Here is a 23,785-nt window from a genome sequence, read left to right as displayed (position 1 = left end):
TTTGTGTCATAATTGACCTTTCCACTGGGGCCGACATGGTTTCGACGTGGGTATAAAGCGATGCAGGGCATACCGAGGACCCGTCACCTCGTTAATCAATGGGAAAAACGTAACTGCAAACGACGAATCGTTCGCACTGGCAGCCTAAGGGCCGCCGTCCTCTGCCTAGTTCACTGACGGACTAGTGTCGCAAGACCGGTAGCAATACCGCCAGAGGTCATATACGTCAGTTAAGCCTTGGTGGCGTCACGACGCCAAGGTCGAAAATTTAGTGAATCGCTGTTGCGTAGCGTGTTCGTCCGCGACAAAACAGTTAAATCAAATGACAGAACTAAGTATGTAGAACTGGTCGTAGAGTGCTTGCGGACGCGGGTTCGATCCCCGCCGGCTCCACCAATATTCTGATCGTCGACGACAACGAAAGACGGTCAACCCCAAGTAAAAACGGGCCTTCGGGCCCGTTTTTCATTTCTGCGTCGTTGTCGCTAGTTGTCTTGAAAACGGCACGTAAACGGTACGCAAGATCACGCGGCGAAGTAACGGTAGGTCATCCAGGCGGCTACACCGAATAACCCTAGCCACAAGGTACCGATCACCACCGCCGCGATGCGACTTACCGGCCTTTCACTCGCTGCCGCCGCTGTGGCCCGGTGCTCCGCAACGACGTCCGACGGGATGAGCTTTATCACGATCAAAATACCCAGCGGGACGATGATGGCGTCGTCCAATAGCCCAATCACAGGGATGAAGTCCGGGATCAGATCGATGGGCGAGAGTGCGTAACCGGCCACGAACAGCGCCAACACCTTCGCGTACCAGGGAACACGAGGGTCCCGTGCAGCCAGATACAGCACGTGAGCGTCGCGCTTGATTGCGCGCGCCCACTTCCTCAACGTCGTGAAAAGATTCCGCTTTTCCATTTCGGTTCGCGTCGGCCAACGAAGACCTCAAATGAGGTTCCCTCCCTAGCGGGAATTCCGGCGCCAGAGCGTCGGGGGGAAGCGCGAGCTCGGCGCTGCTACTTTACTCCCTTCTCGCTGCGCCAACGCGTGCGCATGAAAGTGGATTTCACCCCGTCTTCGCCGTCTTCAGCCCAAGGAACGCGAACGGCGGCGCGGCTTTGAAACTCGCGGAAACTTCGCCGCTGAATGTGTTGCGCTGGTCTTTCCCGAGATCGAGGCGCAAGACCGGCGCACCCGCCGAAAAGTCGACCTTATTGAGATCCACCCAGAACGTATTCGGCGTGAGCGCAGACTCGAAGAAATAGAGCATGCGCTTGTGATCGACGACCGTTCGCCACCGCGTCGACGAGATATTCGGCTGCCCCGGCGTCGTAATGCCGAACGGAACCGACGCATTGCGAATCACGCCGAACACACTCGCCAGCGCCTGCACCGGGTCTTCGCTCTTCGGTATGGCGTTGATGTAAAACGACGCCCGCGCGAATCGGTCCGATGCGCGGTTGGTCCCCGGCAGGAACGTCGTGCCGCCGATCTGCGTCCAGTACGCATTGAGCGCAAGCTGCTCGTCGAACGTCGGCGAGTTCGTCATCACCTGATACTGCTTGCCGTGATGAATCACCTGCTTGCCATTGATGTATTCGACGATAGCGCTGTCGCCTGTCTTGTCCGACATCGACAGATGCAACGTCGTGAGCCGGTCCTCGCCCGGCACGTTATCCGTCACGACCGTGAACGGCTCCTTCTCCAACGCCGAGACAGCCTCGGCGACCGTCGCGAAATTGTCCAGGACGTATTGCGCCCATGCGGCAATCGTCAAACCCGGTTTGGAATCCTTGCCGAACTTCGGATATTGCGACTCCACGAGCCACAACAGTTGCGCGGACAAGCCCTTCTCGTTGACGCCATCGGTCGTCGACACGTCGTAACCGGTCGCCACGACACTGCCGTACTTCGCCGTCCAGCGGATAGAATTCGGGCCGGCTTCGCCCGTGCGTGCGATGCCCCGGGGCAACACATACAGATTGGTCGCGACGTCCTGCTTCCAATCCATCGAGCGGGCAGTAATGACGTCGTCGTTCGCACCGAGATACACCACACGGGTGCAGGCCAGCGACGAGAGTGGAGACAAGGCGAGCGTTGCCGCAGCAACGAGACAAGGCAACGTCCTGACAATACGGGGCATGGCGATACCTCACATTTGGGGGAAGGGTACGCAAGAACAGTCAGTATAACGACGGAATTCCGTCAATCCCCTGCTTCCTTGCCATGCCACAGACGCCGCCCATACCCGCCGTGCCGGGCGTCACTCGACCAAAATCGGATACAACGAAGCGACGAGCAGCGCCGCCGCCACACCGTTGAAGATACGCACCGAACGCGCGTCGGTCAGCACGCGGCGCATCGCCACGCCGAAGCCCGCCCACAGCCCGATGCACGGCGCGCCGAGCATGCCGTAGATCACGGCCAGCAAAGCGACGTCGGGCAAATGCGACGCGTTGGGCAGATACGTGCTGATCGCGCCCACGGCCATCACCCACGCCTTCGGGTTCACCCACTGGAACGCCGCGGCACCGATAAAGCCCATCGGGCGCTCGCGCCCCCGCCGTTCGTCGTCCATCGGCCCCGAGCGCGCCAAATGCCACGCCAGCCACAGCAGATACGCCGCGCCAACGTACTTCAGCACCGTATGGATGACGGGCAAACGCACGAAAACCGTATGCAGGCCCGCCCCGGTCAGGAACACCATCAACGCGAAACCGAAGGCGATACCCGCGAGATGCGGCAGCGTGCGCACGAAGCCGTAATTGAGCCCCGAGGCGAGCACCATCATGTTGTTGGGTCCGGGCGTCACCAGTGTGATGACAGCGAAGGCGCAGAAGGCCAGAAGTTGTTCGGTCGTCATAGTCGTCAATCTGAAACGCCGCGCCAGTGCCGCATCATGCGAACACACGAAAAAGACACGGTGTGACAGCATAGGCACGCGTGGCGCCGCACACCCGATACACTTCGCCGAATCCGCACGGGCCTGTACCGGTCGCAGACCATGACAGTTGAGCCACGCTACGCACTGCGGCCTATCGCTCGACGTCACGCGACAGCGTGATAAACCGGAAGATGCATGCCACGCACGCCACGCACCACCTGCGCCAATGGCGTGCGAAAATCGACGTCATCCGAACGAAATCTCGAAGCCGTCGAAGACCGGGGGCGAGACGCCGCCTGAATCGCCCGTTGCCGTAGGCCCCAGGCACCGCAAGCGTCACATGCGTCACAAGCGCGCGCCAAGCCCCTCCTCGAACGCTCGACACTCATTCCATGCCGCCACGTCTGCCACCGTTATCCGCGCTGCGCCTGTTCGAAGCGGCGGGACGCCATCAGAGTTTCAAACGTGCTGCCGCCGAACTGCATCTCACCCCGAGTGCGGTCAGCCACGGCATCGTCGGACTGGAGCAGTCACTGGGCGTGGCGCTCTTCACGCGCTCGCCGCAGGGGCTGACGCTCACGCCCGAAGGCGTGGACTATCTCGCGTACGTGACCGAGGCGTTCTCGCTGCTGCTCACCGGCACGCGACGTTTACCCACCCCGGACACCTCACGCGCCATCGCCATCACCTGCGCCCCCACCCTCGCCTCACGCTGGCTGCTGCCGCGTCTGGACATGTTCATGCGCCGCATGCCGGGCGTCGACATCACCGTCGACACCTCGCGCCGCCAGGTCGGCTTCCCCACCGATGGCTTCGACTTCGCGATCCGCCTCTCGCGCGCGCCCGTCGCCAGCGATACGTGGCACCGGCTGTTCGGCGAACGGTTCGTCCCCGTGTGCAGCCCGGCCTATTTCGCGATGCACACCCGTGAGGACGGCGCCATCGACCTGCGCAAGGCGACGCGCATTCATGTGAGCAGCGCCAGCGAAGACTGGCAGGTATGGGCCGAAGGCGCAGGCATCGACGACTTCGATACCCGGGGCGGACTGAGTTTCGACAGCATCCAACTGGCATTCGAAGCCGCCATGGCAGGCCTTGGCGTCGTGATAGGACGCCGCCCGCTGGTCGACGAATATCTCGCGAACGGCATCCTCGTGCCCGCACACGACGTCACCACGCAATCTCAAGGCGCGTACTGGCTGATCAGCGCCCCCGATATCGAGCCGCACCCCGAATGCGTGGCGTTCCGAGACTGGGTCATCGACCAGGCAAGCACCCATCAAGGTGAATAAAATTCACCCACACGCTTACACAACTCCTTTGCCAGACCGAGGCATCGTTGCGACACTTTGGTGAGGAGGATTCACCATCATGTCGCAAACCATCCCACCCGCATCGGCGTCGCTACAGGGACGCGTCACCCTCATCATTCTCGCCGGCGCGCTCGTACTCAGTGCCGCAATGGGTACGCGCCAGACGTTCGGTCTCTTCATCAATCCGTTTTCCTACGACCGCGGCGTGCCCGTCACGCTGGTCGCGTTCGCTATCGCCCTGCACAACCTCGTTTGGGGCTTCGCGCAGCCGTTTGCGGGGGCGATGGCGGACCGTCATGGCCCTGCACCGGTCGTCGCGTTCGGTGCGTTCGCCTTCGCCGCCGGACTGGCGATGGCCGCACTCGCTCCGTCGGGCGTCTGGCTGGTAATCGGACTGGGCGTGCTCGTAGGCCTCGGCATTAGTTGCACGACGTTCGGCGTGGTGCTGCCCGCCGTGAGCCGTGCCGTCACGCCCGAGCGGCGCACGATGGCCATGGGACTCGTCAGCGCGGGCGGCTCGCTCGGACAGGTCGCCCTCGTGCCCGTCGCACAGGGGCTGCGCGAAACGTACAGCGTCTCCACCTCGCTCTTCGTACTCGCCCTGGTGTTGTGCTGCGCTGCGCCGCTCGGCTTGTTCATGACGATGTCCCGTCGCAGCAAGCGCACACCCGGCAGCGCCGCCCCCGCCCCAACGGCCAAACCGGACGACGGCGAGCCGATGTCGCTTCGCGAGGTCCTTCGGCAGGCCCGCTCGCATCGCGGCTACCAACTGCTGACGCCCGGGTTCTTTACCTGCGGCTTCCAGCTCGCCTTCATCGCAACGCACTTGCCGGGCTATCTGCTGATGTGCCACATGCCGGTCGGGCTTGGCGCGACGGCGCTCGCGCTGATCGGTCTGTTCAACATGCTCGGAAGTTGGGCGTGCGGGTGGCTCGGTGGACGGTATCGTCAGCACCATGTGCTCGGCTGGCTCTATCTCGTGCGTGGCGCGGCCATCGCCCTCTTTTTCGTGCTGCCGAAAACCGACACGAGCGTGGTGATCTTTGCCGCCGTGATGGGGCTGACGTGGCTGGGCACCGTGCCGCTCACCAGCGGTCTGGTGGCGAAGGTGTTCGGCACGCGGCATCTGGGCACGCTCTTCGGCGTGTGCTTCATGAGCCATCAGGTCGGCTCGTTCCTCGGCGCGTGGCTGGGTGGATTCGTGCTCGATGTCACCGGGTCCTACAACCTGATCTGGGCCGCAACGGCGATCCTCGGTGCAGTAGCCGCCGCGCTTCACTTCCCGATCAACGACGAAAGTGTCGTGCCGCCGCTGCGCCCGCCGATGCCCGCGAACGCATAAGCGTCCGCGCGAAGCCTTACAACCGGTGCGCGTTCACGAGACGGAAAATCTTCGTCCAGCGTTGCGCGAGCGCGCGGTCCGGCATTGGTACACGCCAGCTCGACTGCGCGTTGTGCGCGAGTTCGAGCGCCAGCGACCAACGTCCGCCCTCGTTCACCGGATGGGCGGAGGTCACATCCGAAAACACGAAGCGTGTCTCATGACCGTCCACGCGTAGCGTCCCCATCTTGCGTTCAGCATCTAACGTGAGTTCGCCCCACTCACCCGACACGCTCACCAGACGCTTGCCGTCACGCCGCACGCCATGCAGCGCACGATAGCGTCGCACCGCGTCGACCACCAGCCACACCACGATGAGTACGCAGACAACGATCGTCGCCACCGCTGCGAGCGTACCGAAGTACAGCGCGACGGCCGCATACAGACGCACTGCGCCATACACAATGCCCGCCATGACGACGAGCGCCAGAAGAATAAACGGCACGTATGCCCCCGCATCGAAAACTGCGTTTAAAACAAGAAGCCCCGCCGTCAGACTCGCCCGGCGGGGCTTCATTTCATCACGGGCGCGGCATCTGTGCCGACGTGAATCGGCACATCGCCGCAACCCTCGCCATCAACGCTGCGGTTGCGGCGCGGCGGCGACGTCCTTACGCACCTTGGCCACTTGCGCGGCCGTCACGGCCGGGGCCTTGTTGCCCCAGCTCGACCGCACGAACGTGAGCACGTCGGCCACATCCTGGTCGGTCAGACGGTCGTCGAAGCCCGGCATCGCATAGTGCGTCGGGGCCGACTTCGTCGAGGGCATCTCCGCCCCTCGCAACACGATGTGGATGAGCGAGGTCGGATCGACCGAGTTCACCGTCGAGCTGAGCGCGAGCGTCGGGAACGTCTGCGTGTAGCCCTTGCCCGTGCTGCGGTGGCATGCAGCGCAGTTGTCGAGGAACGTGAGCGCACCGTTGCTCTTGTCCGACCCTACACGCAACGCCTTGGCGGCGGTGTCGTCATATGCGAGCGCCTTGGCGTTCGGATCGACCGGCTTAAGCGTCTTCAGATACTTCGCAATCGCTGCGAGATCGTCGTCGCTCATGTGCTGGGTGCTGTGCTGCACCACGTCCGTCATGCCGCCGAAAACAGCGGAATGGTCGTTACGTCCCGACTTGAGGAACGCCGTGATGTCGCCTTCGCTCCAGTTGCCCAGGCCGTCCGTGACATCGCCGCGCAGGTTCTTCGCGAGGAAGTTGTCGACCACGCCGCCCGACAAGAACGCCGTGCTGTCGTCGGTCAGCGCCTTCTCCTGCAACGCGAAGCCGCGCGGCGTGTGGCAGGCGCTGCAATGCGCGAGGCCTTCGACGAGATAGCGTCCGCGCGAGATCGGATCGTTATCGGTCGATGCTGCATCGGCCACGACGGCGGGGGCAAACATCTTGCGCCAGAGCGACAACGGCCAGCGCATCGACATCGGCCACGGGATATCCGTCGCCTTGTTCGCCTGCGAGACCGGCTGCACGCCATTCATGAAGTACGCGTACAGTGCCTTCACGTCTGCCGGACGCACCTTCGCATACGACGTGTACGGCATGGCGGGATATAGGGTCGAGCCATTCTTCGCGATCCCGTGACGCACCGCTTTGTCGAAGTCTTCGAGGCTGTAATTGCCGATACCGGTGTCTTTATCCGGCGTGATGTTCGTCGAATAGATCGTGCCGATAGGCGAGGCGATCGGCAGACCCCCTGCGAACGGTTTGCCCTTGGGCGCCGTGTGGCACGCCGCGCAATCTGCGGCGCGCGCGAGATATTCGCCCTGCTTGAGCAATTGCGCCTGCGGATCGTTAGCGGCTGCTGTCTGCGGCGCGCTACCGCCTTCCACCGTCACAGCGGGCACGGCCGGCGTGGGCACCCGGGAGACGGCAGCGCCGGAGGGTGCGGCCGCATTCTGCGCCCAGACGGCCACGGCCGCGAGCGCCAGCGCACCGGCAGCGACCACGCCAGCGGAGCGTTTCATCATCGTTTTGCGGATCATGGTTGCGCTCCTCAGGCCTGGACCAGCGGGCCGGCGTTCTTGAGGTACTGCTCGCGAATTGCCTTCGCGGACCAGTACGCCAGCGCCGCCACCACGCCCGTGGGGTTGTAACCCATGTTCTGCGGGAACGCCGAAGCCCCCATCACGAACACGTTAGAGACGTCCCAACTTTGCAGATACTTGTTGACCACACTGTTCGACGGGTTCGTGCCCATGATGGCGCCGCCCGTCGTGTGCGTGCTCTGATAGATCCGCGTGTCGTAATGCGTGCCCTTCTTGCGAATGGCGCGGAACACCTTCTCGGGATTCATCGCGCGGCCGACTTCTTCCATCCGGTCGCCCATGTAGCCGAGCATGTTGTATTCGTTGTCGTGCCAGTCGAACGTCATGCGCAGCAGCGGCACGCCGTAGGCGTCCTTGTAGGTCGGATCGAGGTCGAGACACGCATCGCGATACGACATGACCGAACCGGAAATCCCGATCGTCATGTAACGCTGATACGCATCGGCGATCCCCGCCTTCCACTTGCTGCCCCAGGCCGGTGTGCCCGGCACGGTCGGCGTCATCTTGATCGGACGTCCACCGTAGCGAACGTGACGAATGCTCGCCCCGCCGACGAAGCCGAGCGGTCCGTGATCGAACTGGTCGCCGTTCAGGTCGTCCATCGACACGCCGCCTGCGCCCGTGCCGACGAACGGGTTGAGTTGCGTGCCCTTGGGCAGCAACACGTTCACCGCGCCGTTCATCTGGTACGCATAGTTCTTGCCGACCACGCCCTCGCCCGTCTTCGGGTCGTAAGGCTTGCCGATGCCCGAGAGCAGCAGCAAACGCACGTTGTGCATCTGATACGCCGCCATGATGACGAGATCCGCAGGCTGTTCGACTTCACGGCCCTGCGCGTCGATGTAGGTCACGCCGGTCGCCTTCTTGCCGTCGCTGTCGAGGTTGACCTTGATGACGTACGAATGCGTGCGCAACTCGAAATTCGGCTTCTTGAGCAGCACCGGCAGAATGGTCGTCTGCGGCGATGCCTTCGAATACATGTAGCAACCGTAGTTCTCGCAGAACCCGCAGAAGTTGCACGGCCCGAGGCGTACGCCGTAAGGATTCGTGTACGGCTCGGACGTATTCGCTGCCGGTGCGGGGTACGGATTGAAACCCACTTCGCGTGCAGCCTTCTCGAAGAGCTGCGCACCGTAGGTGTTTTGGAGCGGCGGCGTCGGGAACTCGCTCGAGCGCGCGCCTTTGCGCGGGTTGCCGCCCGGCACGATCTTGCCGTTCAGGTTACCGGCCTTGCCCGACGTGCCGAACACTTTTTCCGCGAAGTCGAAGTGCGGCTCCAGTTCCTCGTAGCTCACGCCGAAGTCCTGGATCGTCATCCCTTCGGGGATGAACTTCTTGCCGTAGCGCTCTTCGTAATGACTGCGCAGCTTCAGCTCTTCCGGCAGGATCCGATAGTGCATGCCGTTCCAGTGAAAGCCTGCGCCGCCCACACCGTTGCCCAGCAGAAACGAGCCGTTTTGACGATACGGCACAGCGAGATCGTCAGGGGTGTGGCGAATCGTGACGGTCTCACGCGCAAGCTCCTGAAAGAGCTTGCCGCGCACGGAGTATTCGAGTTCGTCGATGACTTTGGGGTACTGCGCGTCGGTGGGCGTGTCGCGCATCGCGCCACGCTCGAGTGCGACGACATTGAGTCCGGCGTCGGTCAGTTCCTGGCCGAGAATAGCCCCGGTCCAGCCGAAGCCCACGATGACGGCGTCGACTTTATCTTTCTTGATTGCCATGAGTTAGCCCCGCTTTCCGGAAATCGACACGGGCCCGTACGGGTATTTGACGTTGGGCTGGTCCACCCAGTCCATGAAGTCGGCGCGCGCGCCCGGGAAACCCACAAGCTTCCAGCCGACCATGTCCTTGTTGCCGCCATGGATCGGATCCGAGAGGAACCCTTCCTTCGTGTTGGCCAGCAAGTAGGAGAAGAACGTGCGTGCGGGGACTGCGTCGAATTCGATCTTCGCGTGCTCCAGATCGCCGAGTACGGCTTCCTGCGTCGCGTGGTCGAGGTCGGCAAACGCTTTGTTGTACTGCTTCTTGCAGTGCGCGTCGCAGGCGGCAATGCCGTGGCGATAGATGTCGCGCGGCGCGAGGCTCAGTTGGTAGCCCATCTCGGGCGGCTGATCGGTGTGGAACGGCCCCTGCATGTACCAGAGCTTGCCATGACCGAACGGCGTTTCCATCTGCCCGTCGATGAACTTCGGCACGTCGGCCTGCAATGCGCCCGGGCCGAGATCGTCGGCGGGAATCAGACGGTCGACGGCTGCATTGACGAAACGCCATTCGTCGGCAGTGAAGTATTTGGGTTCGTAAGCCTGGCCTGAGGCGGCGGGCGCAGCGGACTGGCTGCTGCAGGCGGACTGCGTAAGCGTCGCACCGGTGGCGAGGGTCGTGGCAGGCACGATCGCCAGCACCTGGCGCAGAAAGCGCCGGCGCGGTTCCTTGTCCTGTGACATGGAGTTCTCCGTTTTGTAGGGGACGAATCACGCATGACAGTCAAGCGGGGGCGAGCCATGCGTGAAGAAAACCTGACAGGCTATTCACCTCGCGTAGCGCTATTAACAACGCGGCCATTCTACTGACAAGTTCCCTACATGGCAAAGAAAGAGATTATTGCGTCAATCGCGCAACTTATTGATTGAAAAGGCTTGCAGATAATTAAAATATTTACTATTACGCGTGCGCGCAGGGTTTCGCCAAGCAAAATATACGGCGAAATCCGCATGCGAACCGAGAGGGTTTGCGCGGCCCGATATTCGGTGAATGCGATGCGAGTACGCAAAAAGACGCCATCGAAAACCGATGGCGGCAGGTTTTACTTTGACGACCGGGAGGTGACTTATTCCAGGTCGGGGGGGTGGTGTCATGGGCAGCGCAGGCGCCTGCGTATCCGACGGGTCCGCGACGAGTGGCAGTGCACGATAGGTCTTCGGACGCGCCCCCGTTCGCCATGCCATTTGCTCAGGCGTTTCGTTGATCCAGTCCACCGTGGGACCGGCGGGGCGACGGACCGACCGCGACATCGAACTGCCCACCTCCCCTGAAAGGCGGCGCACAGGAGGATGTGCGCGCTGGGCCCCGGGATCCCGGTCGTCCGGCTGTTCGGCCAGTCGCTCCACCGACCGGCTTCGTTCGAGGATGACGCTCAAACGCCCTGCACGTCCCTGATGGGTGCCGATGAACTGCTCGACGAACTGTTCGCGGCGCGAGGTCGGCTGAGCCTTCGGTTGCGTGGGTTTCGCGGGTTTCGTCACGGATACTGCCGGGGCACGCTGCGCGCGCAAGTTCTTTTGCGCACCGTTAGCGGCAGTTGCCTTCGAGCCAGTCGGCACAGGCGACACTTCGTCATTCGAGGTGCCGATCGGTGAGGCACGCGTATCGAGACGCTTTGGCGTCGTCACGGGCACCGGTCCTTCGATTGCCGCCAGCTCAGACACGTCTTGCCATGCGTCAACCTCATCGAACTGCGCGTCGTCGTGCGCCGACTCGGACGGTGCGCCGATCATCCGGCCGCCATCCGTGTGACGAAGGTCGTCCCGCAACTCGCGCGCGGCGTGCTTCCATTGATCGATCTCCCGCGCGCGCGCACCAAGCCACGACGCCGTCTGCCCTGGTGGCGAGGCTTTGGCATCCGCCAGCACCGCGGAATACTCGTACAAGCCAAGTCCTCTGGCGCGAATATCGTTCAACGTCACCGTCCGGTCGGCCGGATACCCGAGCAGTAGCGCGAGCCGCGCTGCATCGTTACGGGCACGAATGTGATTCTTTTGAAAGCGCGATTTGGACGTTGCGGGTTTGAGCACCACTTTACCGCCACGAATCTTCAGTCGAAGCGGGACATCGGCACCGCCTCGGGACATTTCGCGTTGCGCTTCACGCGCCATGTCGTTCAGCGCGATGAGCAGATTTCGCTCGGCCGTCAGTTCGTTGAATTTCCGGTCGTGGATGTTGACGGTGAGCGCGAGCATGGTGTCGCGCATCCTCGCCATGTCGGCGAGGTATTGCAGCCCCATCAACTTTGCGGGGCCCTTCGGCAGTCGGCCCGTTGCCTGGGTCATTCGGTCAAGTTCGTCGTTCACGTGCGCGATTTCGCCCAGCTGACGGACGACCGGTGTTGAATCGAAGGTACGCACGAACGCCCTGTTTTCCGGCGGAACGCCATAGCGCACCTGCTGCATGGCCTCGGTGCGCTTGTCTTCGAACGAGATGTCATGCTCGAGGCTGCGCTGAAACAGCGTGTGCCAATTTTCGATGCGCGTTTTCACGGTTTCGGCGACGAGCGGCTGGGCCATCAGATCGTCGGCCCTGACCCTCTCGATCTCGCGATACGCTTGCCAGCGACCGATCGATACACCGCTGCTGTCTTCAACCGTTCTCGTGCGCTGCGGATAGGTCTGCCATGCCTTGCCGAGCGAACCCGCCGCCGCCGGCGGCGCAGCGCCGAGCCGCGCAAAGTCCGAGCCGAAGCTGTGACCACATTCGCACGACAGCGGCCCGCCTGAGAGCAACACAGGCGCAGACGATACCGACGACCCTCGCTGCGAATAATCCCCGAAAGGTGTTCCCATTATTCATCTCCCGTTCGTAACGTGATTAGGGTGAGGAAGGCCGGATGACCTTCGGGCACGCAGACTAGACAGGATTACCGGGAACGGATTTCGATTCCGTGGGAAAACTTCGCTTTGTGGCACCTATTGAGAGTGCGCCGGTACGCGACTACCGTCGTCACCGACGCATCATGCGTGATCAACGCGTGATCAGCATGTGAAGCCAACCGTCAGAACCGCGCGAGCAACTGGCCGAGCAATGCGGCCCCTTCTTTGCCCTTGGCGGAATCGGCCCACAGCCGGTCGATCATGGCGCGATACATGCCCACGCCGTCGGGCGACGTGGTGATGGTGGCGATGCCGGTACGCAGGTTCGGCAACTCGCCGAGACGGAACGGCGACACCGCAACGTAAGCCTCGCCCTGCGCTTCGAAAATCTGGAAAGTCTCGTTGGGCATGTTGTCGCTGACGATGCCGATCTGCACGCCCGCCGTATCCGCTTCGAGGAATTCGACGATGCGTGCGACTTCGCGACGGGCCGCCATCTTGCGCTCCAGTTGCACGCCAGGCGGCAGCCCCAGTCGCCCGACCAGCCCATGATGCAGGAACTGCTCGATCTGGCGCAGACCGATCAGACTGGTCACCGCCAGACGTTGACGCGAGAAGCTCGATTTGCGCTCCTGCAAGATGCCCAGCACGCGATCGATCGTGTTTTCCCAGTGCCGGTCGACGAGCGTCGGCGGAATGCTTTCGTCGAGCATGTGACGCAACCAGACGTCGTAGTCGTCGGACGTCAGCAGGAACGAAATCGGATCGAAATGCGCGACGATGCGCTCGGAACGACTTTCCAGCTGACGCATGCGCTCGAAGTAGCTCACGGCCGAGTCGTGGTACTCGACTTCCACCCCGAGCAGGTTCGCGAGCGATACGCCCAGCAAGGCGGCGAGCCGCTCAAGCGTATCGATCTTGACGATCTCGCCGCGCTCCAGCTTGTAGATGGCGGCGCGCGAGATATCGAGTTGCTCGGCGACATCCTCACTACGTAGTTCCGCTGCCAGCCGATAGGCACGCAAGCGCTCGCCGATGGCGCGGAAATTGAAGCGCGCGCCTCGTGGCGCCCGGGATGTCGTTGCAGCTCGAGTCAAATCGCCCCCTGTTGGATACCTCGTGGAACCGCCTTCGTGCGAGACGTTGCGGCCCATCGCGAAGCGTTGAAATACCGCAGATCGCGTCGTGCCGCGTGGCAGTGCCGGGATTATACCGGTCGCCCCGCGCACCTGACGGGCTGTGCGGCGACCATCCGAACGAAATCCTCCCCCGAGCAAGCCGCCCTTGCCGTGCCGTCTACGCCACAGATCGACCGGCCGAATATTTTTCCGATTGTCTAATTTTTTAGATTTACGCACGATTCGGGACACGGCGCCCCCGTGCCGTGAGAATACCGTCACTCGCAGACGGCCTGACAGCTTTCGGGGGATGACCCAACGCGCCGGGGGTGATAGCCTGCGCGCCGTCCAGAAATTTATACAAACAAAGAGGGAATGATGAAGACCTGGCAAAAGGTGTTTGGGACGACTCGGGTAGCACGCAAGGCCAGCGCCGTCGCGTTGGGTGCTGTTGCGCTGGGTGCTGCGGCACTCGCAAGCACGGCACATGCGCAGTCGAGCGTGAGCTTCTATGGCCTGGCCGACGCCTACGTCGGCTCGGTGAAGAACCCCGGCGGCAACGCAGCCGCCGTGCAGCAAGGCGGCGGCATGACCACGTCGTACTGGGGCTTGTCGGGCACGGAAGACCTCGGCGGCGGCAATAGCGCGCTCTTCGTGCTGGAGAGCTATTTCCAGCCGAACAACGGCACCTACGGCCGTTTCGCGGGCGACAGCTTCTTCTCGCGCAACGCTTACGTCGGGTTGTCCAACACGCGACTGGGCACCTTCCGTATCGGCCGCATCACCACGCCGATGTACCTGGCGACGATCCAGTTCAACCCGTTCAACAACTCGTACACCTTCTCGCCGATGGTCTTCCACACCTACAAGGGTCTGGGAACACAGGGCGTGGTGGGTGACTCGGCCTGGAACAACGCAGTGGCCTACACCACGCCGTCCTACGCAGGACTGGCGGGCACGCTGCTCTACGCCACCGGCAACAGCGCCTCGGATCACAGCGCGAAGAAGTGGGCCGCTGCGCTCACGTACGCCAACGGCCCGTTCGCCGCCGCAGTAAACTACCAGTACGTGAACTTCAGCGCCACGCCGGGCGACTTCGGCGCGCAATTGCCGGGTGTGACCGGGCTGACGAATCAGAACACGGTGCAGGTCGGCCTCTCGTACGATCTGGCCGTGGTGAAGTTCTTCGCGCAGTACATGCTTGTCGCGAGTCAGGCCGCCAGCGGCAATTTCCATGCGAACACGGGACAACTCGGCGCGTCGGTGCCGCTCGGTCTGGGCAGCGTGCTGGCGTCGGTGGCCTACACCGGCTCCAACGGCTCGGGCGACAACCAGCGCCGCACCACTTGGGCGCTCGGCTACGACTATCCGCTGTCCAAGCGGACCGACGTCTACGTCGCGTACAAGTACGACCACATGAGCGATATGTCGACGGGCCAGACGTACGGCGCAGGCATGCGCGTGCGCTTCTAAGGCAACGCAATGAAACGGACGGCACTGTCGAGCCCCCGCTCGTCAGTGCCGTCTTCTCCTGCGCCAGACGCACAAACGTCTCGCCCGCTGTCGTCGCCCCCCCTTCGCCTCAGGGTTAGCCCCGATTATTTTCGTCTTGCCTGCCCTTTGATGTTCGATTAGTCTAAATATTTAGACAGATGGAGAGCACGATGGATCTGCAACTCGCATGCGCCTGGTTACAGCGCGACACGGTCGGTCTGTCCGACATCGAAGATTTCGCGGCACGGTGCCTGAATGCGTCGCGCACTGCCACGCGCGAATCCGCCGCGTTGCTGCTGCTCGCACAGGCTGCCCAGGCTTTCGTAGAAAGGCAGTCCGGCATTGCCACCAACGGCGAAACGTTCCACGCCTTTCTGACCCGCAGTAAAACGTACGCGACGATGTTGCGCGACGCTGCCGCCACTTCCGACGCCAGCTTTCTCGCTTCGCTCAACCAGTTCGCGGCCCAGTTGACGACCGAAGTCTACGCGTGACGTCACGCGTTTTTTTCACCTGATTGTCTAAAAATATAGACAATTTGACGAATGCGACGGCGCAATCGATCGCCACGGCATTCGCCTCCCACGGGAACCGATCATGGAAGCCAATCTGAATTCATCGCGTAGAGAACACGCGAGCGCCTCGCCCAACGTCGGTGACAACACCGTCACCCCTTACGCATGGAAGGCGCTGGCGGGCTCTGCCATCGGCTATGCGATGGACGGCTTCGACCTGCTGATTCTCGGCTTCATGCTGCCTGCGATCACGATCGGTCTGCACCTCACGGCGGGACAAGCCGGTGCGCTCGTCACGTGGACGCTGATCGGCGCGGTCGCGGGCGGCATTCTGTTCGGTGCGCTCTCGGATCGTTACGGTCGTGTGCGCATGCTGACGTGGACGATTCTGTTGTTTGCGGTCTTCACCGGTCTGTGTGCGCTGGCGCAGGGGTTCTGGGATCTGCTGGTCTATCGCACCATTGCAGGCATCGGTCTCGGCGGCGAGTTCGGCATCGGCATGGCGCTCGCGGCGGAGGCATGGCCAGCGTCCAAGCGGGCACGCGTGTCGTCTTACGTCGCACTCGGCTGGCAGACCGGCGTGCTCGCTGCCGCGTTGCTCACGCCGCTGTTGCTGATGTACATCGGCTGGCGCGGCATGTTCCTCGTGGGTGTACTGCCCGCGCTGGTCGCATGGGTGTTGCGCAACAAGCTGCACGAGCCGGAAGTGTTCGTGCGCCGCACGCACACGCCGCAAAAGCACGGCGGCTCGAATGCGTTTCGTCTGCTCGTGAAGGATGCGCGCACCACGCGCGTGAGCCTCGGCATCGTCATTCTGTGTTCGGTTCAGAACTTCGGCTACTACGGCATCATGATCTGGCTGCCGACGTTCCTCTCGCAGAAGCTCGGCTTCTCGCTGACGAAGTCCGGTCTTTGGACCGCTGCGACGGTCGTCGGCATGATGTTCGGCGTGTGGGCCTTCGGGCAACTGGCCGACCGCATCGGACGCCGTCCCACGTTCCTGCTGTATCAGGCGGGTGCGGTGGTCATGGTGATCGTCTATTCGCAGCTGACCGACCCGGGCGTGATGCTCTTCGCCGGTGCGTTCATGGGGATGTTCGTCAACGGGATGGTCGGCGGCTACGGCACGCTGATGTCCGAGGCCTACCCGACGGCAGCCCGCGCGACTGCGCAGAACGTGCTGTGGAACATCGGCCGCGCCATCGGCGGCCTCGGCCCGCTCGTGGTCGGTGCGCTCGCCGCACGTTACTCCTTCCAGATCGCCATTGCGCTGCTCGCGAGCCTCTACGTGCTCGACATGATCGCCACGCGCTTCCTGATTCCCGAACTCAAAGGCACCGAACTCGAATGACGCATGCGTCGTATTCGGCCAGCCCTCGCCCCCACGCTCCGGAGCCCCCCACCATGTCCGTCGTCTCCCTGACGCCTAACAACGCCACCCGCCCATTGGCGCGGGTGCCTTCGCCGACGTGCCATCCGCACGAAGCGCAGCCAGACACTACCGCCTGCGGGTCGGCCGCCGGGCACCTCGTCGCTACGCATCGCTGCCGCGTGCTCACCCATCACGCCGTCAACGCGCGCTATCGCTATCTGCGGTTGCAGGCCGATGCCCCCGTCGCGCTCACCACGCGCCCCGGGCAGTTCTATCAACTGAAGTGTCCGGTGACGGAGAACGACGCGCCGTTCCTGCTACGTCCGATGAGCGTCTACGGCACCGGCCCCGAGCCGGACACTATGGAGTTTCTCTACAACGTGACGGGTGTCGGCACCCGCGCGCTCGCCACGCTGACCGAGGGCGCATCGCTCGACATCGTCGGCCCGCTCGGCAACACGTTCACACTGGACACGCAATGGCAGCGCGTCATGGTCGTCGCCCGTGGCGTCGGTCTGGCGACGATGGCCCCGCTGGTGCAACGCGCCGCGGCGGCCGGTCTGCGGCTGACGGTCGTCATGTCGGCGCGCAGCGAAGCCGATCTGATGCGCGACGAATTTCTGCGCTCGCCCGAAGCCCGCGCATTGGCTGACGTGCATTGCGTGTTCGACAGCGATGGCTCGTCGGCAGTCGCGGCGCTTGAGCCGCGCATTCGCGCCCTGCTCGCCGCAGCCCCGCACGACGCGGTGTACACCTGCGGCTCGCATCGTCTGCTGATGCTGCTCCAGCGTGTGCTGGCCGCACATCCGGAGATCACCGGCGAAGTCGCGATGGAGCAGCGCATGGCTTGCGGCATGGGCGTGTGCCTGTCGTGCGTGCGCCTGTTCGATTGCGACGGCGACAAGCAATTCCTGCGCGTGTGCCGTGAAGGCCCTGTGTTTGCCATTCGCGATGTCGTCGGGGAGGTGGATTTTGGCTGATCTTTCCGTTCGCGTCGGGGCGCTCACGCTGCGCAATCCCGTGATGCCCGCGTCGGGCTGCTTCGCTGTCGAGTATGCCGAGGCGCTCGACCTGAATCGTCTCGGCGCGCTCGTCGTCAAGAGCGTGTCGCCCGATGCGCGGGCAGGCAATCCGACGCCGCGCGTGGCCGAGACCGCCAGCGGCATGCTCAACTCCATCGGCATTCCGAGCAAGGGACTCGACGCGTACCGTCGCGACGTGTTGCCCGCCTACACGCGCTTCGATACACCGGTCGTGGTCTCGGTGTCGGCCGACACCGCTGAGTCGTTCGGTGAAGCCTGCGAGACGTTGTCGCTGCCGGAAGTCGCGGCCATCGAGGCCAACATTTCCTGCCCGAATCTCGAAGCGGACGGCATGGCCTTCGCGATGCAGGCCGAGAGCACGTACAAAGCCGTGAGCGCGATCCGACGCCGCACCTCGCACCCGCTGTGGGTGAAGCTCACACCGAACGCCGGTCAGATTGCGCTGATTGCACGTGCGGCCGAGGATGCCGGGGCCGACGCCATCGTCATGGGCAATACGGTCCTCGGCATGGCCATCGACGTGCGCACGCGCAAGCCGAAGCTCGGCAATGTGATGGGCGGACTCTCCGGCCCGGCAATCAAGCCACTCGCCGTGCGGCTCGTGCATCAATGCCACCGCGCCGTGCGCATCCCGATCATCGGCTGCGGTGGCATCGAGACGGCAGACGACGCCGTGGAATTCATGCTCGCCGGTGCGACGGCCGTGCAGGTCGGCACGGCGTCGTTCCGCGATCCGGCGGTCATGGGGCACATCGTCGACGGGCTCGATGCATACTGCGGCGCGAACGACGTCGAGCGGATCGCAACGCTCACCGGTGCCGTCGCGCTCGACGCGCAACTGTCCGACCGCTGGCTGCGCTTTGCACAGCAGTCCGGCTGATTTATCCCGCAACGCCTACCCCCTGCATTGCATCAAGCGAAAAGAAGCACACTCATGGAACTGAACGCGCTGGCCCCGCTGGCCGAGCAACTTTTCACCGACCTGCGCCGACTCGGCAACGACGGCGTCGGTATTACCCGCGACAGCTATGGCGACGGCGAGAACGCCGCCGCAGCATATCTGACGCAATGGGCTGGCCACCAAGGCCTGAGCGTCGCACGCGACCGCGCAGCCAATCTCGTCTTCACGTTGCCGGAGGACGACGGCAACACCCCGGCCACATGGATCGGCTCCCACCTCGACTCCGTCCCGCAAGGGGGCAACTACGACGGTCTTGCCGGTATCGTCGCCGGACTGCTGTGCCTCGTCGAACAAATGCGCAGCCAGCGACACACCGCGACACCGGTGCGCGTACTCGCGCTGCGTGGCGAAGAGAGCGCGTGGTTCGGTCGCGCCTACATGGGATCGAGCGCGCTGTTCGGCAAGCTGACCGACGCCGATCTCGCCATGCCGCATCGCAGCCACGGCCGCTCGCTGGGCGAGTGCATGGCGCAGGCCGGTGCAGACGTCGATGCCATTCGCGAAGGCGCGACGCTCTTCGACGCGTCACGGGCGAAAGCATGGCTTGAGCTTCACATCGAGCAGGGTCCCGTCATGATTGCGCGCAATATGCCGGTGGCCATCGTGCCGGGCATTCGCGGCAATGTGCGTCACAACCGGGTGACGTGTGTCGGCGAGGCCGGACACTCGGGCGCGGTGCCGCGCTGGCTACGCCACGACGCGATGTTCGCCGTCGCCGACCTCATCACGCGGCTCGACGAACACTGGCGTGCGTTGCTCGAGCGCGGTATCGACATGGTGGTGACGACCGGCATCGTCGGCACCGATCCCGCCGAGCACGCGATCTCGCGCATCCCGGGCAAGGTCGACTTCAGTCTGGAAGTGCGCAGCCAGAGCCTCGATACGCTCGACGTCTTCTATGAGCTGATGCGCACCGAATGCCGCGCCATCGAACGCGACCGGGGTGTGAAGTTCGTCTTCGACCGACGGTTGGCGTCGGCACCGGCCGTCATGGACAAGCATGTGTCCTCGCTACTCGAAGATGCCTGCCGGGCGTTCGACCTGCCTCAGGAACGGGTGCCGAGCGGTGCAGGACACGACGCCGCCATCTTCGCCAACGCAGGCATTCCAAGCGGCATGGTGTTCGTGCGCAATGCCAATGGCTCGCACAACCCCGCCGAACACATGGAACTCGACGACTTCATGCGAGGCGTGCAGGTGATGGAAGCGGCAACGCACCGGATCTGACGACGCGCCACGTCCATGAAAAACGGGTCGCTACAAAGCGACCCGTTTTGCGTTGCGAGCGAGACCGGCAGACGTCTTATGGTGCCAGCGCAATCACCTCCGCCACCGCCGCCGTCAGCTTCTTCGCGTACGGCACGTGCAGGAACTCGTTCGGTCCGTGCGCGTTGGACTTCGGCCCGAGCACGCCACACACCATGAACTGCGCCGTCGGAAAACCGGCTTGCAGCGTGTTCATCAGCGGGATCGTACCGCCCTGCCCGATATACGCGACGTCCGCACCGTAGTGGCGTTGCGACGCCGTGTTCAGTGCCGACGTAAGCCACGGTGCCACATCGGGTGCGTTCCAGCCGGAAGCCGCGCCTGCGTCGGACTTGAACGTCACCTTCGCGTTGTACGGCGGGCCGACTTCGAGCAATGCCTTGAGTTCTTGCACCGCCTGCGCCGCATCGATGAGCGGCGGGAGACGCAGCGAAAGCTTGAAAGCGGTGCGCGGACGCAGCACGTTACCCGCGTCGGCCAGCGCGGGCAGACCCGCCGCCCCCGTCACCGACAGCGACGGACGCCACGTCGAGTTGAGCAGCGCCTCCTTCGGATCGGTCGTAGTCGGCAGCACGGACAAGCCGTCCTGACCGCAGGCCCACGGCATCTTCTTCCAGACGTCGTCGCCGAGAATGTGCGCAGTGGCTTCGGCTTCTTTCAGACGTTGCAGCGGAATCGGGCTATGGAAACCCTTCGGCAACACGTTGCCACTGCCCGCATCTTCGAGCCGCTCGAACAACTGACGCATGATGCGGAAGCTCGACGGTGCAATCCCGCCGTAACCGCCCGAGTGGATGCCCTCGTCGAGCACTTGCACTTCGAGACTGCCCGAGATCAGGCCGCGCAGCGACGTCGTGAGCCACAGTTGGTCGTAATTGCCCGCGCCGGAATCCAGACACACGACGAGACTCACGCGGCCGAGGCGGTCGCGCAGTGCGTCGACATACGGCAGCAAATCGTAGCTGCCCGATTCTTCGCAGGTCTCGATGAGACCGACGCATCGCGGACGCTCCACGCCCTGCGCGTCGAGCGCAGCGAGTGCCGTGACGCTGGAATAGATGGCGTAGCCGTCGTCCGCACCGCCTCGGCCGTAAAGCTTGCCGTCTTCGAACTTCGGCGTCCACGGCCCGAGGTCCTTGCGCCAGCCGTCGAACTCGGGCTGCTTGTCGAGGTGGCCGTACAGCACGATGGTCTCGGTGCTGCCCGAACGCGTGGTGGGCACTTCGAAGAAGATCACCGGCGTGCGGCCTTCCAGACGAATCACTTCGAGCTTGAGCCCCTTGACCGGCTGACGCTCCGCCCACTGCGCGGCGTCGCGCACCACGCGGTCGATGTAGCCGTTGCGCGCCCAGTCGGCGTCGAAACCGGGGCTTTTGGCCGGTACCGCAATGTAGTCGGTGAGCGCATGCAGGATTTCGTCGTTCCACTTGCGTTCGACGAATTCACGCAGTGCGGCCGTGTCGAGCGACGGCTGAGTCGGGGTGACGATGTCGTTCATGGGGGAGTCCTTGGGGATGTCGGGGTCAGTGACGTGCCGCGCCGCACCGCGCCAATCGGTCCAATCGATCAAATTGGGCGGCCCGTCAAGGCAGCCAGATCCTGCGCCGTGGATTCGAGACGGTCGAAAATCAGTCGGGCGCGCGCTGGCCGTATGGCGTCATGATAGCCATTCCGTGCCGCTTCGGTGGCCGAAGTTGACGCCGTTCAGTTGCCAGCGCCCGGCGGCCCGAACCGGAACACGATCTCGCCTGCCGCACCGCTCGCCTTCACGCACGTGACCGTTTGCTGGCCTTTGCCCGGCACGTCGACCGAATGCTCGGTGTCGGTTGCGTTGCAGCGCCAGTAGTAAGTCACCTGGCGCTCGCAGCGATTCGTGACTTCGTAACGGTAGTCGGTGACGTTGGCGGGCAGCGCGCGAATGGCGCCGCACGGTTGAGCGCTGCTGTCCAGCGGCTCCGTGGGCATTGCGGGTGTTTGCGCGTGCAACGTGCCGCTCGCCCCGAGGGCGAGAACCACCAGCAAGCCTGAAATCCCCGAGTGCCGCTTTCCGTGGATCGGCATCAGATCCAACGCCATGCAATGGCGATGGCGCCAATGGCGACACCAATGGAGATGACCACGCCGAACCATGCCAACTGCGCACGCCGCGCACGGCGACGGCTGGATTCCGACGTGTCGTAGAAACGACCCAATCCGCCCGAATACAGCTTTTCCCAGCGAATTTCCATGGCGCACCTCACAAATCGATCAAACCAGCCCGCACTTCTTTTCTTCTTTATCGAGAGTTTTGAGGCGCAAGACAATTCGGATAAATCCGGGCACATTCCATAGCATGAAATACCCCGGAATCTTCCTAAAATTCCGACACCGCGCCGTCGCTTCAAGATCGCACTATTCTTCAGGAATTGCAATAGCGTGAACTCGCAGAATACGACGCCAAAGCCACGAGAGACCACGTCATCGACGATGGTTATCAACGTTCAAAGCGATCTTCAGTGCGCTTTATTGTGGCGCGCCGAATCGATTTAACGATGAATTGCGAAGACTTCGAAGAATTGTGCCGGAACGGCTTTTACGCAGATACTGCGCGCTTGTAACAAGACGTTTCAATGCGGGACAAGCACGCGTTCGAATCGAGCGATTGAACGGGCGCGTCAAAGCGTGTCGACGAACCTTAACGTGTCGCGACAATGGCGGAGAAAACCGAAGACCCTTCGGTCTGGAGGGCTGAAGGCAACGTAGCGCGGCGACCCGCCGGAGGCGGCGCCGCGCACGAAAAGGAAGGGGAATGTGACTTTAGCGTCCCAGGAAGGCCGCCCCTACTGACAACAGCACGAATCCGCCGACACTACAGGCGATCGCGATTGCCAACAGGCGTTGAAAGAGATGCTCGCGCTCACTCGCGCTGCGATGGGAACGGGGTGCATCGTGATGAATCGTTCCCCACCCACTCGAATACACTTTTTTCCAACGGATGTGCATAAGTTACCTCGCGTTGTTTAGTGCTCGTAGCCTTGCCGGTCATCGATTCTCGCTATCGGAATCGACGAGACGCAGGGCTAGTATGCGCTTTGTCTGCGAACGGTAAACCCCTTATCCGTGCTGCGTCGCCGCAAGCCAAACGGTTGATTCGTATGGTTTTCGAGACAGTAAAGTGCGACCCCGAATACCGTCACGATGACGTGATTCCCAATTTTTGGCGGAACGTGTCAATGCGACAGAATGTCGCAGGTGCGACAAGTTGTCGCGCAACCCGCATGAACCGTGGCATCCATCGTTTCCGTGAGTGCGACACACGCGGGCATGCCGCAGCTCGCACTCGGGCAATCAGGACCGCAGAGGTACGTGGTCGGCCAGGGAACAGGCATCGCGCATCGCGTTTCGTGCGGCGCAACATCGATTTTTTAAATAAACGACAAATCTGGGGTAAATCCGGGGGAAGCGATCCGCCCGGGGCGCGACGCTGTCCATACCCGTCAGGATTCAAACGGGTTTTTGACTTCTTTCGCGGTCGTCCCGGCGGGCATTTCGGCATGCGCAGGCAAGTCGGCGTCGGCAAGCTCGTTCACCACGGCATCCAGCACCGCTTTGAGCGCCCGCGCGTGGCGCAACCCTTCGGCGTCGCGGCGCAACTCCAGATTGCCGAAGATCACAACGTGATCCGTATGGTTTTCGACGTTCAGCTCGCCGAGCGAGAGGGCATCGGCATCGTTGGCGAACGGCGCGAAGCGGTCATTGGCGGAAGACGATGACGTCATGAGGACTCCTGAATCGGGGGGAAATCGGTCGTAAGACCGGTTGGG

At 63.0% G+C, this 23,785-nt stretch carries 20 protein-coding genes, 1 other RNA gene and 1 pseudogene; 9 read left to right on the top strand and 13 right to left on the bottom strand.

Features of this window, described 5'->3' with window-relative positions:
* Positions 1-26 precede the first annotated feature (26 nt).
* Positions 27-396: a transfer-messenger RNA gene (ssrA, locus tag MB84_RS08175) on the top strand.
* 128 nt (positions 397-524) lie between these two features.
* Here ssrA and MB84_RS08170 read toward each other — a convergent pair.
* From MB84_RS08170 to MB84_RS08160, 3 genes and pseudogenes are all read right to left on the bottom strand, one after another.
* Positions 525-890: pseudogene (locus MB84_RS08170) on the bottom strand (YkvA family protein); the annotation flags it as partial.
* Between the two features lie 178 nt (positions 891-1,068).
* Positions 1,069-2,145: a linear amide C-N hydrolase gene (locus MB84_RS08165; RefSeq protein WP_046291422.1), complete on the bottom strand. Its 1,077-nt coding sequence runs from the start codon at positions 2,143-2,145 to the stop codon at positions 1,069-1,071.
* Positions 2,146-2,265: 120 nt separating this feature from the next.
* Positions 2,266-2,865: a LysE family translocator gene (locus MB84_RS08160; protein WP_046291421.1), complete on the bottom strand. Its 600-nt coding sequence runs from the start codon at positions 2,863-2,865 to the stop codon at positions 2,266-2,268.
* Between the two features lie 413 nt (positions 2,866-3,278).
* Here MB84_RS08160 and MB84_RS08155 point away from each other — a divergent pair, with 413 nt between their 5' ends.
* Both MB84_RS08155 and MB84_RS08150 read left to right on the top strand, forming a co-directional pair.
* Positions 3,279-4,178, top strand: a complete 900-nt coding sequence (locus tag MB84_RS08155; RefSeq protein ID WP_046291420.1) for a LysR substrate-binding domain-containing protein — start codon at positions 3,279-3,281, stop codon at positions 4,176-4,178.
* A 79-nt stretch (positions 4,179-4,257) separates the two neighbouring features.
* The gene (locus tag MB84_RS08150) at positions 4,258-5,541 is read left to right on the top strand and encodes an MFS transporter (protein ID WP_046291419.1); all 1,284 of its coding nucleotides are present in this window, start codon (positions 4,258-4,260) and stop codon (positions 5,539-5,541) included.
* A gap of 16 nt (positions 5,542-5,557) precedes the next feature.
* On the opposite strand, the gene MB84_RS08145 is transcribed toward MB84_RS08150, so the two are convergent.
* The 6 genes from MB84_RS08145 to MB84_RS08120 all read right to left on the bottom strand — a co-directional run bounded on the left by MB84_RS08145 (position 5,558) and on the right by MB84_RS08120 (position 13,310).
* Positions 5,558-6,025, bottom strand: a complete 468-nt coding sequence (locus MB84_RS08145) for a hypothetical protein (RefSeq protein ID WP_046293558.1) — start codon at positions 6,023-6,025, stop codon at positions 5,558-5,560.
* A gap of 132 nt (positions 6,026-6,157) precedes the next feature.
* Positions 6,158-7,564: a c-type cytochrome gene (locus MB84_RS08140; protein WP_245725514.1), complete on the bottom strand. Its 1,407-nt coding sequence runs from the start codon at positions 7,562-7,564 to the stop codon at positions 6,158-6,160.
* An 11-nt stretch (positions 7,565-7,575) separates the two neighbouring features.
* Positions 7,576-9,351, bottom strand: coding sequence for a GMC family oxidoreductase (locus tag MB84_RS08135; RefSeq protein ID WP_046291418.1), 1,776 nt, complete (start codon positions 9,349-9,351; stop codon positions 7,576-7,578).
* A 3-nt stretch (positions 9,352-9,354) separates the two neighbouring features.
* On the bottom strand, positions 9,355-10,074 hold the full coding sequence (locus tag MB84_RS08130; RefSeq protein ID WP_046291417.1) for a gluconate 2-dehydrogenase subunit 3 family protein: 720 nt from the start codon (positions 10,072-10,074) through the stop codon (positions 9,355-9,357).
* A gap of 162 nt (positions 10,075-10,236) precedes the next feature.
* The gene (locus MB84_RS08125; RefSeq protein WP_157122663.1) at positions 10,237-12,186 is read right to left on the bottom strand and encodes a hypothetical protein; all 1,950 of its coding nucleotides are present in this window, start codon (positions 12,184-12,186) and stop codon (positions 10,237-10,239) included.
* Between the two features lie 209 nt (positions 12,187-12,395).
* On the bottom strand, positions 12,396-13,310 hold the full coding sequence (locus MB84_RS08120) for a helix-turn-helix domain-containing protein (RefSeq protein WP_046293556.1): 915 nt from the start codon (positions 13,308-13,310) through the stop codon (positions 12,396-12,398).
* Positions 13,311-13,706: 396 nt separating this feature from the next.
* Between MB84_RS08120 and MB84_RS08115 the strand changes: the two genes are divergently transcribed.
* From MB84_RS08115 to MB84_RS08090, 6 genes are all read left to right on the top strand, one after another.
* A complete protein-coding gene (locus MB84_RS08115; protein ID WP_084009664.1) occupies positions 13,707-14,804 on the top strand; it encodes a porin in 1,098 nt (365 codons plus the stop codon).
* A 191-nt stretch (positions 14,805-14,995) separates the two neighbouring features.
* Complete coding sequence (locus MB84_RS08110) at positions 14,996-15,319, top strand: hypothetical protein (protein ID WP_046293554.1); 324 nt, start codon at positions 14,996-14,998, stop codon at positions 15,317-15,319.
* Positions 15,320-15,422: 103 nt separating this feature from the next.
* Positions 15,423-16,691, top strand: a complete 1,269-nt coding sequence (locus tag MB84_RS08105) for an MFS transporter (RefSeq protein ID WP_046291415.1) — start codon at positions 15,423-15,425, stop codon at positions 16,689-16,691.
* A 53-nt stretch (positions 16,692-16,744) separates the two neighbouring features.
* Positions 16,745-17,692 (top strand): dihydroorotate dehydrogenase electron transfer subunit, encoded by a 948-nt coding sequence (locus MB84_RS08100; RefSeq protein ID WP_084009663.1) that lies wholly within the window; start codon positions 16,745-16,747, stop codon positions 17,690-17,692.
* Positions 17,685-18,635, top strand: coding sequence for a dihydroorotate dehydrogenase (locus MB84_RS08095; RefSeq protein WP_046291413.1), 951 nt, complete (start codon positions 17,685-17,687; stop codon positions 18,633-18,635). The genes MB84_RS08100 and MB84_RS08095 overlap by 8 nt, the downstream gene beginning before the upstream one ends.
* Positions 18,636-18,689: 54 nt before the next feature.
* Positions 18,690-19,943: an allantoate amidohydrolase gene (locus tag MB84_RS08090; protein WP_052653050.1), complete on the top strand. Its 1,254-nt coding sequence runs from the start codon at positions 18,690-18,692 to the stop codon at positions 19,941-19,943.
* Between the two features lie 76 nt (positions 19,944-20,019).
* Here the strand turns inward: MB84_RS08090 and MB84_RS08085 are convergent, their stop codons facing one another.
* From MB84_RS08085 to MB84_RS08075, 4 genes are all read right to left on the bottom strand, one after another.
* Positions 20,020-21,480, bottom strand: a complete 1,461-nt coding sequence (locus tag MB84_RS08085; RefSeq protein WP_046291411.1) for a M20 family metallopeptidase — start codon at positions 21,478-21,480, stop codon at positions 20,020-20,022.
* 206 nt (positions 21,481-21,686) lie between these two features.
* Positions 21,687-22,058, bottom strand: a complete 372-nt coding sequence (locus MB84_RS08080; RefSeq protein WP_052653048.1) for a hypothetical protein — start codon at positions 22,056-22,058, stop codon at positions 21,687-21,689.
* Positions 22,043-22,210, bottom strand: coding sequence for a hypothetical protein (locus MB84_RS29825; protein ID WP_157112269.1), 168 nt, complete (start codon positions 22,208-22,210; stop codon positions 22,043-22,045). Before MB84_RS29825 ends, MB84_RS08080 begins: the two co-directional genes overlap by 16 nt.
* Before the next feature lie 1,248 nt (positions 22,211-23,458).
* Positions 23,459-23,740: a hypothetical protein gene (locus tag MB84_RS08075; RefSeq protein ID WP_046291409.1), complete on the bottom strand. Its 282-nt coding sequence runs from the start codon at positions 23,738-23,740 to the stop codon at positions 23,459-23,461.
* Positions 23,741-23,785 lie beyond the last annotated feature (45 nt).

This window comes from Pandoraea oxalativorans, assembly GCF_000972785.3.
GTDB lineage: Bacteria > Pseudomonadota > Gammaproteobacteria > Burkholderiales > Burkholderiaceae > Pandoraea > Pandoraea oxalativorans.
This window is presented reverse-complemented; position numbering and strand designations above follow the sequence as displayed.

Bases quoted from the DNA above. Each gene is read 5' to 3' on its own strand.
- MB84_RS08165 (WP_046291422.1), bottom strand. From the start codon at position 2,145: ATGCCCCGTATTGTCAGGACGTTGCCTTGTCTCGTTGCTGCGGCAACG.
- MB84_RS08160 (WP_046291421.1), bottom strand. From the start codon at position 2,865: ATGACGACCGAACAACTTCTGGCCTTCTGCGCCTTCGCTGTCATCACA.
- MB84_RS08155 (WP_046291420.1), top strand. From the start codon at position 3,279: ATGCCGCCACGTCTGCCACCGTTATCCGCGCTGCGCCTGTTCGAAGCG.
- MB84_RS08150 (WP_046291419.1), top strand. From the start codon at position 4,258: ATGTCGCAAACCATCCCACCCGCATCGGCGTCGCTACAGGGACGCGTC.
- MB84_RS08140 (WP_245725514.1), bottom strand. From the start codon at position 7,564: ATGATCCGCAAAACGATGATGAAACGCTCCGCTGGCGTGGTCGCTGCC.
- MB84_RS08135 (WP_046291418.1), bottom strand. From the start codon at position 9,351: ATGGCAATCAAGAAAGATAAAGTCGACGCCGTCATCGTGGGCTTCGGC.
- MB84_RS08130 (WP_046291417.1), bottom strand. From the start codon at position 10,074: ATGTCACAGGACAAGGAACCGCGCCGGCGCTTTCTGCGCCAGGTGCTG.
- MB84_RS08125 (WP_157122663.1), bottom strand. From the start codon at position 12,186: ATGGGAACACCTTTCGGGGATTATTCGCAGCGAGGGTCGTCGGTATCG.
- MB84_RS08115 (WP_084009664.1), top strand. From the start codon at position 13,707: ATGATGAAGACCTGGCAAAAGGTGTTTGGGACGACTCGGGTAGCACGC.
- MB84_RS08110 (WP_046293554.1), top strand. From the start codon at position 14,996: ATGGATCTGCAACTCGCATGCGCCTGGTTACAGCGCGACACGGTCGGT.
- MB84_RS08105 (WP_046291415.1), top strand. From the start codon at position 15,423: ATGGAAGCCAATCTGAATTCATCGCGTAGAGAACACGCGAGCGCCTCG.
- MB84_RS08100 (WP_084009663.1), top strand. From the start codon at position 16,745: ATGTCCGTCGTCTCCCTGACGCCTAACAACGCCACCCGCCCATTGGCG.
- MB84_RS08090 (WP_052653050.1), top strand. From the start codon at position 18,690: ATGGAACTGAACGCGCTGGCCCCGCTGGCCGAGCAACTTTTCACCGAC.
- MB84_RS08085 (WP_046291411.1), bottom strand. From the start codon at position 21,480: ATGAACGACATCGTCACCCCGACTCAGCCGTCGCTCGACACGGCCGCA.
- MB84_RS08080 (WP_052653048.1), bottom strand. From the start codon at position 22,058: ATGGCGTTGGATCTGATGCCGATCCACGGAAAGCGGCACTCGGGGATT.
- MB84_RS29825 (WP_157112269.1), bottom strand. From the start codon at position 22,210: ATGGAAATTCGCTGGGAAAAGCTGTATTCGGGCGGATTGGGTCGTTTC.
- MB84_RS08075 (WP_046291409.1), bottom strand. From the start codon at position 23,740: ATGACGTCATCGTCTTCCGCCAATGACCGCTTCGCGCCGTTCGCCAAC.